This is a genomic window from Micromonospora chalcea, from assembly GCF_002926165.1.
GTDB lineage: Bacteria > Actinomycetota > Actinomycetes > Mycobacteriales > Micromonosporaceae > Micromonospora > Micromonospora chalcea.
The window spans coordinates 1-12,828 of sequence record NZ_MAGP01000176.1; the positions used below are offsets into that span (position 1 = coordinate 1).

At 66.7% G+C, this 12,828-nt stretch carries 7 protein-coding genes and 1 pseudogene; 1 reads left to right on the top strand and 7 read right to left on the bottom strand.

Annotation, left to right across the window (positions count from 1 at the left end; genetic code table 11):
- Positions 1-225: 225 nt before the first annotated feature.
- Positions 226-3,117, top strand: a complete 2,892-nt coding sequence (locus BAW75_RS30420; RefSeq protein WP_167435643.1) for a restriction endonuclease — start codon at positions 226-228, stop codon at positions 3,115-3,117.
- Positions 3,118-3,198: 81 nt separating this feature from the next.
- Here BAW75_RS30420 and BAW75_RS30425 read toward each other — a convergent pair.
- The 7 genes and pseudogenes from BAW75_RS30425 to BAW75_RS30460 all read right to left on the bottom strand — a co-directional run.
- Positions 3,199-3,635 (bottom strand): annotated as a pseudogene (locus BAW75_RS30425) (transposase); the annotation flags it as partial.
- A gap of 105 nt (positions 3,636-3,740) precedes the next feature.
- Positions 3,741-4,943 carry a DUF6907 domain-containing protein gene (locus BAW75_RS30430; protein WP_479680894.1) on the bottom strand — a complete coding sequence of 401 codons (1,203 nt, stop codon included), beginning with the start codon at positions 4,941-4,943 and terminating at the stop codon, positions 3,741-3,743.
- Between the two features lie 839 nt (positions 4,944-5,782).
- On the bottom strand, positions 5,783-6,868 hold the full coding sequence (locus BAW75_RS30440; RefSeq protein WP_104115815.1) for a hypothetical protein: 1,086 nt from the start codon (positions 6,866-6,868) through the stop codon (positions 5,783-5,785).
- A gap of 243 nt (positions 6,869-7,111) precedes the next feature.
- Positions 7,112-10,111 (bottom strand): restriction endonuclease, encoded by a 3,000-nt coding sequence (locus BAW75_RS30445; RefSeq protein WP_146074924.1) that lies wholly within the window; start codon positions 10,109-10,111, stop codon positions 7,112-7,114.
- Positions 10,112-10,196: 85 nt separating this feature from the next.
- Positions 10,197-10,613, bottom strand: a complete 417-nt coding sequence (locus BAW75_RS30450) for a type II CBASS E2 protein (RefSeq protein WP_104115817.1) — start codon at positions 10,611-10,613, stop codon at positions 10,197-10,199.
- Positions 10,585-11,742: a nucleotidyltransferase domain-containing protein gene (locus BAW75_RS30455; protein ID WP_208635351.1), complete on the bottom strand. Its 1,158-nt coding sequence runs from the start codon at positions 11,740-11,742 to the stop codon at positions 10,585-10,587. Before BAW75_RS30455 ends, BAW75_RS30450 begins: the two co-directional genes overlap by 29 nt.
- 4 nt (positions 11,743-11,746) lie before the next feature.
- Positions 11,747-12,697, bottom strand: coding sequence for a CBASS cGAMP-activated phospholipase (locus BAW75_RS30460; RefSeq protein WP_104115818.1), 951 nt, complete (start codon positions 12,695-12,697; stop codon positions 11,747-11,749).
- Between the last annotated feature and the right edge of the window lie 131 nt (positions 12,698-12,828).

Here is a 12,828-nt window from a genome sequence, read left to right on the forward strand (position 1 = left end):
CGAGACCCTCCGCCGGTTGCCCCGGCACGTTCTTCGCCACCGCGGCAGTATCCACGGCGATCGTCGATCCATCAGACATCAGGTGCTGCTCCTTGATCAGGAGTTACACCGTTCGTTTTACAGTCCCGGCCACCGGGTCTGGTCTCAGCATTGACTGGACCTGTCTGGTCGGTTCTTTGTCCGTGTGGTTGTTGACCAGTGAGCGTGAGGCGACAGCATGTAGTGGTGCTTGAGGATCCGATTAGATGGCGCAGGCTTGTTGCCGAGTACGGTGCGCTTCGCCAGCCGGGCTCCGGGCTGACTCGACAAGCGCGTGGCCAGCGGTTTAACGGGATGATCGCCGAGCTCCTGACGAGCTTTGGCCTGCGAGCGAAGTCGGACCAGCGGGGCGTCGGCGAGTTGGACGTCGTCTTCAACCACGCGGGCCGGCGCTACATCCTGGAGGCCAAGTGGGAGCAGGCCAAGACGGGGACGGGGCCGATCGCGAAGCTCCAACGACGCGTCGAGCAACGCATGGCAGGGGTGACCGGGGTCTTCCTGGCGATTAAAGGTTTCACCGACGAGGCCATAGACGAAGTCGACAAGGGTCGGCGTCTGGATGTGTTGTTGCTCGACCAGTCCCATTGGGAGGCGATGCTCAGCGGTTTCGTGCCGCCACAGGAACTTTTCGAGTTGGTCACTGACGCCGCGTCCTTCCAAGGCCGCGCCTACACACCACTCAACGAACTCCTGAAGCATCGACCCGAGACGCCCAGAGTGACGCGCGAGCCGGTAGCGAATGGCACGGACGGGATGCAGCTGCAAGTCTTCACCGTCGGTGCCGTCGATCATGCCGATGCGCGGAGGGCGGGAGTCGCCGTCGACCCGGGCGGCAGACCTTTGCTGACCCTCGAACAGGGCATTCTCGCGGTGGACCTGCCAGCTCAACGTTCCAAATGGGTTGCACCTGTCTTCGGCTGCAACAACGGTTCGTTGGCCATGGCGGATGAGGTGCTTCTCATGGCCCGGGGACATGGCGTTGGCCGGTGGGCGACGGGCCAGCTGACCGTGGTTTCCAGTGGCGCAGCGAACCTCGACGACAGCCACCTGCTGATGAATCCCGACGGATCAGCCTGGTGTCTTGATCGAGGATCGGCAGGGGCAGCTTCGGCTCGCCTCATCAGGCTGGGCACGCAAGTCGGCGATGAAAAATGGTACGAGCTGCCCCTTGCGGTCACGGCGGCAGCCTGGCTGACCACTACCAGACTGGTGGTGTCGGACGGAGCCGACCTCCTCCTACTGTCATCGCAGCTCACCGTGGAACGACGCCTGCTGGCACCAGCAGGACGTGTGCGCGCACTGACCGCCCTGAACGAACGGCAGGTCGTCACGCTATCGGATGATCTGACGCTGATGCGGCTCGATCTCGACACGCAAGAACACAGACCGCTGGGCCGGCTCAGCAGCATGGCCGGGCTCCACGGCGCGCTCGTCGGTCGCAGCGACGATTCCCTCTTTGTCATCGGGCGTCTCCTCGCCAAGGAGGGTCACTTCGCAGTCGCGGAGGTGGAAATCGGTCGCCAGCCTGCCGACGGCGAGGTTTCTCGCCGACCGGAGCCGGAGGTCGGTGGCAGTGGTCCCTGGGTCTCCCCAGTTGAGCCCACTCCACCTGCCCGAGGCAGGGTTAGGGTAGCTGCGAAACCGGTCGCGGGACCACCAGCCGTTCGAGTCCCCATCGAACTGCCACCGTCGGCGCATGCTGCCGTGCGCGTCAATCACGGGATGTCGGCCGACGAGCGCCTCACCGAGCAGCGCCACGGCTACGCAGACGGCGTGACCGCGGCTGTGGTTATTCCCCTGTACGTCTTGGAGGGCCTCCTCGCCACCAATTTCGAAATCGCGAGCTGGTTGAGGCCGTGGCGAGATCACTGGGATCGCATCGTTTCTGGGCACGCTGCTGACGGGGAGACAGTGCCGGACTGGCTACCTTCGATCGCCCAGTTTCTCGGGGTCTACGCCGCGCCCACTCGCGTGGCCCATGCACAACTCACGCCCTCACTGCCCTATGTCGTCGGCTTCGCCGACGGGTTGAGGGCCGCTTGGCAGGATGCTGTCCGCGGCAGGCTCGTTCCTCCGGATCGAGAGACGCTCAGCCAATGGGTTCGTACCCCACTGTCGCGGCCCGGCCTACCGGTCGGTCTACACACCATCACCGACCTGCGAACCATCGCGGGGCGGGTCCGCAGGGTGAGGACCTGGAAGTGGATCGGGCGCAGTCTTTTGTGGCTGGTGACACTCGTGGTGGGGGTATGCGAGATCGGCGCGATCGGGATCACTGTGACCGGGCAGTGGGAGCCGAACACCGTGACGAATGCGGTAATCGGCAACGCCTGCTTCGGAGTCCCCTTCATCGGCCTCCTCTGGCTCGCCATCTGGGACCTGCGACGGCTGAGCAACGACGGCCAACCTCCGCGTCGGAGCCCGACGCCCCCTCAAGCCCCTCCGGAACATCGACGCACGCCCAGAGCTGAAGCGGCGAGCATCCCGAAGGAGCCGCCGGTCGAGCCGCCCCGCGAGCACGGCGACTGGGTGCTATCCCGCCCGGACCGAGGCAACCCGCCCGCGGAATACGCCGCCTTCGCTGCAAGCAGCGGCATGTACTGGACGATCGTCGGCGTCAACACCCTGTTGGTCATCGTGCTGGCGATCATCATTCCCACAGCACACATCCCGCTCATCCCCAAGGCCCTGCTGGGCCTGTTCGACGCCTTCCTTATCTTTGCCACCATAGGATTTGCCAACATGGCCAGGAACCCCACTCAGCTGGAGATCGGCAGGGCGGGAATTCAGGTCTACAGTCGCAGCGGGACCTACTGGTTCCCCTGGCAGGCACTGGAAAGCGTCGAGATCATGCGCCTCGAAGCAGGCACTCGCCACCTCGTGGGGTGGTGCAGCAACCCTGAGCTGTTCCCGGAGTCCACCAGCAGCGGCGAAGGACCGCGCTTCCTGCCGAACCTGAACGCGGTCGCCATCTGCCCCCTCAACACCCTCCATACCCGCCGCCACCTCGTCGCCCGCGCTCTCCACACATACGGCGGCAACCGCTATCGCGATCCCAGCAAGGGGCTGTCTCGCTAACGGCCCTGTCTCACATTCGGTGGTGACGGAGGATAGGCGGGTCTGTCAAACGAACGAACGGTGTACTCGGATTGTTGGCTGCTACTTGCGCCCTGCGGACAGGCGTCCTTCGAAGGCGTTCAGGGCTGGTTTCCAGCACATGGTCCATGCGTCGGCGGCCCTGCCCGCTGGGGTCGAGGCTCATCACGGCGAGGTAGACGCGCTTGGGCGCGGCGGCCTCGTTGGGGAGGTGCCCGCGGGCGCGGACGGCCCGACGGATGCGGGCGTTGACGCTCTCGATGGCGTTGGTGGAGCAGACGACGGTGCGGACCTCGGCGTCGAAGGCCAAGATCGGCACGAACTCCGCCCATGCCTGCTCCCCACAACCTGACGATCGCCGGATACCTGTCGCCCCAAGCTTCGGTGAACTCGGCGAACCGGGCCCGGGCAGCCGACTCGGTCGGCGCGGTGTAGACGGGCTTGAGAGCTTTGGTGATGGCGTCCCAGTGCTGCCGGCCAGCATACCGAAACGAGGCCCGGCCACCGCGAAGCTCCGCCCGGAACCCACGTCGATCTGCAGCCGCGTCGCCGAACCGGTAGACGGCACCTGGGCCTGGCTCCGCGTCCGAGTTCCCTTACGGACCTCAGACGCTCGGCTGAGCTTGGAGGAGGAACCTCTTGGTGTATTGCAGCGCGATCATGGCCTCATCGATGCCGATGACGTCCAGTTCGGCGCCGCCGTCGCCGCCGAGAAGTTGCACGTAGGCGAAGAGCTGCGTGCAGTCGTCAGTGAGGCTGTTGATGCTGATATCAATGCTGCCGGGCTGGCCGGCGGTGGTGTAGGGAACGCTGGTGATCGGGCCGCTGTGTAGGAGGTGGTTGCCGACGTGGCGGTACTCGGTAATCTCAGTTTTGGTGTGTCCGACGCACCACAGGTGACGGTGGGGGCAGGGGAAAGCCGGTTCGCCACCAACGGTCACGCCCTCGATGGGCTTGCATGGCCACGTTGTATCCACGGGCAGGCCCGCGGTCTGGACGAACTGCAGCAGGTGCCCGGCGAGGGTACGGGCCTCGACCGGGGTGAGCCGCATCTCGGCCTGCTCGGACTTGATGACGTGTACCCGTGCCTTGGTGCAGCGGTAGTGCTGGGCGACGGTGACCTCAAGCTGCTCCGGGCGCCCTTCGGCAGCCGTCTCAAGCAGCAGGTCGACCAGGGTTTCACCGGCGGAAGGCAGGTCGCCGAAGTGTGTGCGGTCCTCGTAGGCGTCCTCGGGTAGGTGACGGGTGGAGCACCAGGACGGGCATGCGGTGTCCTGCCAGAACGGGCCGTCGGAGGCGAGTTCGGCGGGCAGCGGCGCTTCTGCGAGTTCCGCGGCGCGGACGAGCAGAGCGGCGAGCCGTTCCGCCTCCGCCGCTGTGCACCTCACCCACACGTCGATGGCAGTGGGATCGCGGTACAGGGTGATCGCGGGGTGTATCTCGTCAAGGTGTTGCACAAGCCGGATGACAAGTGCGGCCGGTACCCACCGGTGTGGGTGGGTCGAGCGCTCGCCAAGGTCGACAGCGTCGGCAAGGGACAAGCGCAGTGTGATCCGGTCGCTCTGGTGGCGGCGGTCCGCGCGCCGGTCGTCGTCGAAATGTCCCTGCACACACCACCGTGGATCCGCGATCCCCACGGCGGCAGCGCTGGATGTCGCGTCCAGCGCAGCAGCGTTCTCCGGCCGTGGCGTGGAGCGTCCCGGTCTTGCGCTCGCCTCGTAGTTAGCCGTGGGTCGAGGACTCGGCAGGCTCGACTGATCGGCAGTGGTGGGATTGGCGGAGTGAGGATCGTTCGGTTGTAGGGCCATTCGGCGAAGTGCTCCTTCCACGGCAGGGCTGTCGCATCAATCGCGGTGAGCCAGTGTCCTGTCGGGCGCACCAGTGGAAGCGGACGTCGTGTGCGGCTCAGCCGTGTTTGCCCGGAGGCTTCGGCGGCGCAGGCCGTCTCCTACACCCTGCGCATCGGTGCATATCGGTTGCGACAACCTGGTCACGACCTATTCGGCCGCGGTCGGGGGATGTCACGGGCAGACGGGCCCGGTGACGGAGTCTGCGCAGTACCCACCAGCGCCGCATCAGGCGGCGCAGTCCAAAGCGGTAGATGATTGCGCACTCCATGCGGGCGGCGATGGCGTCGATCCCGCGGACTACGCCGCCTCGCGAATCGCTTCGGCGACGACTTCATCGCCGGCATCGTCCTCTACACCGCAACCTCCACGCTGCCGTTCGGCGACAGAATCCGCGCCATGCCGGTCAGCGACCTGTGCCAGGCTTCCGCACCGCCAGCAGCCTGACCTCTCGGCCTCCCCAGGTCGCTCGCCCGCCTCACTTAGCGCAGGCTGTCAACCGGGTGAGGGCGGCGGTGCGGCGGCCACGCGCAGGGTGAGTTCCCGCACCAGGTCGTCCAGTGACTGACCGATCTGCGCGCGGACGGCTCACCCGGTTGGCATCCGCTGGAGGATGAGCACACACCGCGCACATCTTCGAAGATCATCAGGGGGCTGCTCGCCGCCCTCCCTGAACCAGAGCCAAAGGTGAGACAGCCCCTGAGCCTGACTACAAGATCTTGATCCGAGCCGAGTCAGCTGGACCAACACCTTAAGTGGTTCACCACCAACGGCTCCTGACCCTGATCTCGGCCTGCGAACTACGAGCCTGTAGGCGGGTGGCCCCTCGACTCTTTTGGCCGGGAGAAGCGGATGGGCTCGTCGTGCGCGATCAGGCTGTGCGGTGTGATGAGCGGGGCGACGCTGGCTGCGAGGGCGGCGCCAACCTCGGCGGTGGAGGTGGTCAAGCCCTCGTGAAAGTGCGCCACGGCACGTCCCGCCCCGGCTACGAGGTCGGCCAGTTGGATCGACGGATGATTCAATGAGTCACCCCGTGCCAGCCCTCGCGGCCTGAGGCCAGTCCAGAGGAATCGGAAGTCTGGGTGACCCGCCGTCATGGCCTTCCACAAGATGTCGATGCGGTCGTCGGTCAGAACCTTGTGGGCGTCCATGAGCAGGCTGGCCGGCCCGACTTGCCGTGACCACTCGTTGAGCACGGCGGGCATCGTCGGGATTAACGGTTCCATGGCCAGAAGAAAGTCCGGTTCAAGCATCGTCTTCTGCAGTTCATCAGCCTGCGCGCGGCACCGCAGCAGCATGCCCAGGATGTCCGTGATCGCTCGGCGATGCGATCGGCGTTCGGCAGCATCGAGTACCTGGAACAACTCGGCTACCTCGACCAACGCCTGTCCTCGGTTGCGGATGCCAGCGAAGCGGACGAACATTCTGATCACTTCGTCGAACATCGGCGCCCCAAGCGCCCGCGGGCCCTCTTCGATCAGCTTCTGTGCGTACCGCCGAGCCTGGTCGTCCGCGTGCAGGTCCACCCCATTCTCGTGCGCATGCTCTTCAAGCAGCAAGTCAATGATCTTGGCTGTGACAAAGAACCGCTTGTCGATCATGAAGATGCTCACCCTGCCGGCAAGCATGCCGCCGGGCCGCAGCGCTCCGGCGAGCACCTCAAGTCGTCGCTGGTTACGGCCCCGGGCGAAGTGGCCGAACTTGAGCTCAGCGGCCTGCTCGATCCCGGCGTCGCGGCGCAGCAGGGCCAGCACCGTGTCGGCGTCGCCGTCGTCGATGGCGACCGAACCGATGGTCATGTACGGCTCGGTGGGCTGAAAAAGGGCCTCGCCATCCCAGCCGGACTCGTCTGCGGCAATCCACCGGCCGTCCGGCCCGCCGTCCACGGTCAGGGTGTCGCGGGAATATCTGACGTAGGCAGGGCCAGATAGGCCACCGGGCGTGGCAGACCTACCCGGGACCGTAGGTGCCGACGAGTTGCCGTTGGGGCCGGTCGCTCTTGCTGTGCCGGGCGAAACTGCCACGCAGTCCATTCTGATGCCTTGGCGCAACGTTGAGCACCCCGGAAAGGCGGAGCATCCCGGCCGAAGAGCGGCAGTCAAGCGCAGCGTGGGGTCACGCTACTCGGACTATCTTGTCCGGCTGCACAGGGCGGAGCGGACGCTGTGGCAGGGGTCTTGGGCGAGCCGGTCACGCGCGGAGGACTGATAGTCCGCGACTTCGACGCTGGCGAGGGCCTTGGCAAGGGCTCGTCGGACGCGGACGTCAGTATCGGCGGCGAGCCGTGCCCCGGCTTGCGGCGGGTTGCCGTGCCGCGCCCAGAGGATTGCCGCGAGCGACCTGAGTGCCCACCCCTGCGCGACCAGGAATCCAACGTCGTCCTTCATTGCGTCACCGAGTTGTTGCAGGGCTCGCGTCGGCCAGTAGTCCGAGTTTTCGCCGGCTCTGAGAAGTGCGTACGCCTGGCGTCTGACCGCAACGCGTTGAGCGTCGTCGGTGGCTAGGCAGGCCGCGAGGAACAACGCGCGGTCACGGCTGTCCTGGTCGGGGTTGGTGATCTGTAGGAATCCGAGCCGATGGTCGAACCGCTGATCAAATTCGTCGTGCTCAGACGGTGTAGGCGCGGAGGCACATCGCAGGGCGACCGGGAAGTGCTTGTCGCGGTCGTTGTCGTCGAGATGGTGAGCGAGATTGGACGCGGCGATCAGGTATTCCCCTCGGTCGCTGGAGCCGACGTGGGGGTCGTCGGCTCGCCGGAGGAGTTCCGCGACGGCTGGCTCCAGGCGCGTGGAGGGCATCGCACGAACGAGCAGCGAGTCGCCGACGGCGGTGGTTCCCGTGCTGTAGACGCCTGGCTGGTGGCTGAGGGGGGTAGTGAGGCGGGTCAGCGCCTGCTCGACAACTTCCGGCGGGTTGGCTTCGGGATCGTGATAGGCGAGCGTCTCCTGCGCCCACCCGTCATCTTCGGCGGCCAGCTCGGCGAGGTGAGGTTTGGCGATCTCGATGTAATGGTCGATGGCTTCCCGCGCGGCCTGGTTGCGAGATGACTGGGACCGGGCCAACAACGCCACCAAGTGCGGTATGGCTCGCTGGCTGAGTGCCGGCTGGTTGATTGCGATGCGCGCTACCGCTGTGGCTTCGTCCTCATCGTGGAGGCGATAGTGATTGACTTCTACCTGCGGCTGCCGCTCGAAGTGGGACAAGACCGTCTCGGCATGTTCAGACGTGAGGCGGTCGGAGATGCCGGCGAGAGCGCTCAGGGCTCCGCGGTAACGAGAGGTCGCGAAGGATCTGAGGTCGACAAGCTCGTGTGCTTCAGCGCCTGCGATCTCGGCGACGATGTGACCCGCTATCACCCTTACCATGCCGTCGGGAATCACGTCTGCCTGCTGCGCGATCAGCCGGTAGGCGGTACCGACGGTCCAGTAGTTGGGGGCGGACAGGTCGGCGGTGATGTCGATGAAGCTGCTGGAGCACGCCTTGCCTAGGTTCTTGATGGCTTCGACGTCGCCTGCGCGGGTGAGGTGGCGCGCGGCGGCCACCGGCTCGTCCGCCTCGATCAGCGCGGCGGCCAGGACTTGCCTGGCCTTGCCCTCTGCCACCCAGTCGCTGATCGCCACAGCGTCTCGCAGTGCTCGTTGGGCGGAGATCGCTGCGGAGCGCAGCTTGTGAACGCGTAGCCCTTCCAGAGCGTCCTCGTAGGCGCCCTCGGCAGTCGCGATGATGGGGCGAGTGGGCCCCATCTCGCGTAGTGCCGTTTGCAGCGGCAGCAGTTTGTCGCTTGTGAAGGGCTTCCAGCGGCTGCGGAAGGCTCGGCGGCTGAATGTCCAGGTTGCCGCGTCTGTCCAGCATTGGGCGAGGCACGCATCACCGGCTGCCTCGTCCCAGAGGGCTTCTGCCTCCTCGAATCTCTGATGTAGCGCACAGTGCCGCGCGTAGCGCGCTGTGACCAGGCCGCCGAGGGCGTGTCCGAGGCGGAGTTTCCGCGCGTCCTCGAGAAGGTTCGACCAGTCGCCGCTCGACTCGGCGACCAGCAGCCGCAGCCGCGTCTGGAGCACTCGGTCACTGGTCTCCGTTTCCGCCAGCGCGGCCAGCTTCTGCCGCTCGCGGGTCAGCCAGGCATGGTCGTCGTTCGCGAGTGCGGTCTCGCCGGCAAGGACGGCGAGTCGGACCTGGTCAGCGTGCTCACCGACGACCAGCACACGGGCTTCCGGCAAGGACGCCAGCGGGTCGAAATACAGGTCCATCGCCGCGTCGGCGACCTTCACCAACTCCACCGCTGGACCGTCGGGTGCCGCGTCGCGGGCGAGTTCGCGCAGTCGCCGTTGGCCGATCTGCGCGGTGGTGCTCAGCCCTCGGTCGAGGGCTGTCCAGATGTCATCCAGGATCCGCCGAGCCGCCTCGCCGACGCGACCGAGACCCGCCAGAAGGCGAGTACGCTCGTTTTCGTGCTGCTCGGCGTAGCTGGCAAATCCTGCTGCGCGCAGTTTTTCCTGAGCTTCTTCGATCAGAGCCAAGGCGCGCTCGGGCTCTTCCGACGCGGCGCGTGCCTTCCGGAGCAGGGCGGCTGCACCCGTTGTCTCCTCCGGTGTCCGGGCCAGAGCCTCCCGGATGGCTACCGCGTCGGCGGTCGGCACCCGCACGGGTTCCAGCTCGAATGGCAGGCAGAAGGCCTCGGCTGTCGGGAGGCCGAAGAACTCGATGACGATCTCCGGTGCGCCGCGAAGGAGTCGGGACAGCTCCTGCCTGTCCCACAGGTCCAACGTGATCGGGTGAAACTCGGCCCGGAACTTAGCGAGATCCTCGACGACTTTGGTCGACGTGACCTCGCGACTCACGCCGATGATGAGCCGACTCACTTGGAACGGACGGGTCGTCGACCGGAACTTCGTCACAGCGGCTTTGAGCTCTGCAGGCCCAAAACGCTTGTAGCGCTTGCTCTGCAGTGCGACGCCGACCCCGTCCGGCGCGAGCGCGACAACATCCAGCCCGTACTGACTCTGGCCGCGCTCGCCGTAGATCTGCGCGTGACGCAGACCCTCGACATCGCGCATGACCCGCCACTGGATCCGTTCGAAGTTCTCCCAGGTGAGTTGGTCCAGCGGCAGAGACTCGAGTTTCCCGAGCACGGGAGCGAAGGTGATGGCCGCAGGGCCGCGGTGCAGCCGAGAATCGAGCGGAACCGGGGTCCACGACCCTGTAGCTCCTAGCTGGCTATTGGCCTGCGCCGGCATGGGTGTGGCCACCTCCAGTCCATCGTCCGGTGACGAGCCAGATCTCATAGTGCATGAGCCACTCCGCGGCCCACGGTACGACCGTGGCGGCGAGGAACATGTCCTGCTTCCACTGGCCGGGGTAGTACAGGCAGAGCTCGTCGCCGGCGTAGACGTGCGGCAGTGCGGCAGCCCCTGGGTGCCGGGCGAGCGGCGGGTCGGTGACCATCACCTCGGGGCGTCGGCCGTGCCGATAGGTCAGCCGCACGGTGTAGATCTGGCTGGCCGGGGACGGTTGCAGGCGGATGATGCACGCCAGCTCACCACGGTGGACCGCACCGACGGCGTCCGGTAGCAGTGCGGTGATCGCGATGAGCTGACGGCGGAGGTTAACGGCGCGGGTCGGGGTGCTCGCCATGGAAGTGGTGGTCGCGGACCCGGGGGCCGGTGGTGGCGGTGGTGGTGAGCAGGCCGGTGGAGGTCATGCGCAGGGCCCCGGTCTCGCGGCTGTGGCGCATGCGGTCACCGTAACCCTCCACCGACTTGAACACAGGTCCGGCACTGAAGCCCTCGGACATGCGGGAAGCGATGACCTGGAGGCCCTTGCCCTGCAGGCCGGCGAGGTCGTCGAGCACGGTGACGATGTCCCGGTGCCAGGCGATGAAGGCCAGGCGCCGCTCGGGGTACTCGTTCCACTTGTCCGTAAAGTTCTCCTCCTCGTGCGCCGGGTTGGGCACCCACCATGTGCCGTGGCGGTTCTCGATGAAGGAGGTCATCCCGTCGAGCACGGCTCGGGTGCCGGTGAACAGGTCCTGCTCGCCGCGGTAGGCCCGGGCGGCGAGGGTAGTGATCAGGATCGACGGGGGCCGCTTGTCCGGGTCGTTCGCGAACCGCAGCATGCAGTGCCACTTGAGAACCTGGACGATGCGCTGCAGCGTGCTGCGGACCGTCCAGTCGGGCACGTCAGCGACGTTGAGGTGGCGCTTGGCCTCGACGAGGCTCCGGCCCTGTTCGCAGCGCCGCTTGAACCAGTCGGCGTAGCCGATCGGGTTGCTGTGCTGCCACTCGCGCAGGTTCTGGTCGGTCAGCAGGATGCCGGTGGGCGGGTGCTCGATGTCCGGGATGGTGGGCAGGACGTCGAGGTGGAAGCCGTGGTCTGGGTACTCGAGGGTCCAGCAGCGGCGGCGGGCCTCGCAGGACTTGGGGCCGTCGGTGTGGCCCTGCCGGGTCTTCCACCGCAGGTAGGCGTGGAGCATGTCGCCGAGCAACTGCTTGAGCTGGGCCTGGGTGATGTTCTCCTTGCGCCGCGGCACCCGGCAGACCAGGTCAATGTCGTACTCTCCCGTCCGGGTGGTCGGACGCACCACGGTGCCGAGCCGGAAGGATCCCTGGGGGTAGATGCGCCAGTCCGGCTCGCCGTGTTCGGCGAGCCAGGTGCCAACCTCCTCGTAGCGTTCGACGGCGAGCTGCTGCAGGTGCGGGGAGATGTCCAGGGTCTCCACCGCCCCGTCGAGGAGCATGGAGAGCATCTGCTCGATGGTGTCCATCGCGTCAGTCCTTCCGGGCCGGGTGGTACGGGACGTACGCCGGCGCGCGGTGGTCGGCGAAGCAGCGGTTGAAGCTCGGGGAGGCGGCGCGGCTCTCGTGGGCGGCCCGGCCGATGAGGTCGTCGGCGTCGACCTTGTCCAAGGCGAGCACCCCGGTTGGCACGGTCGGGTTGAGCCGGAGCACCCGGTCGTTGCTGAGGAAGTGGCGGACCTGCTTGATCGCGCTCTCGCTCTGCGCGCGCATCAGCACCTCGACGGCGTCGCGAGCCCACGGCAGAAGCCCTCCTCCATCGAGGCGGCGGCTGCGGTGGCGCACGTCGGTGGTGGTGCCCAGGCTGAAGACCCGGATCGCGTCCAGCGGCAGGCCGAGCGGCCCGACGGCCTCGGTCAGGGCCACCATCGCCGGGTTGTTCGCCCAGACGCCTCCGTCAACCAGCCGGGTACCGCCCAGCGGCATGCCGGGCAGATAGGTCGGGGCGGCGGCGGTGGCCATGGCGACGTCGACGGCCCATTCGCGCCAGTCCCGGGTCAGCTGCGGCAGGTGCGGGGTGCGGAACAGGTACACGTCGTCGGCGCCCACGTTGTACGAGGTGATCACCAACCGCTTGGTGCTCTCGCCGAAGGTCCGCTCGCCCAGCACCTCGGTCAGCGCGGCGCGCAGCGGCCCGGCGGCGTACTTGGCACGTACCAGGTGCCGCAGGCCCCGCAACCGGCTGCGGTCACGAAAGACCCGCGGACCGAGGTCGGTGTAGAACTCGAGGATCTCGCGAGGTGTCATGCCCAACCCCAGGCCCAACGCGATGATGCCACCGGTCGACGTGCCGGCAATCAGGTCGAAGTGATCCGTGACCCGGATGCCGAGATCCTCCTCGAGCCGGGCCAGCACGGCTGCGGAGAACATCCCCCGCAACCCCCCGCCGTCCAGCGACAGGATCTGGAACCGCTGCGTCGTCACCCGCCGCCACCCGGTCTCGTCACCGTCACCACCGCGATCCGCCCTCCTCGACGATCATCAACTTTGGCCTCGTACTTAATATCACGACGTCCACTTCCGCGCGTGCTTCTACACTCGGAAGGTAACTGTTT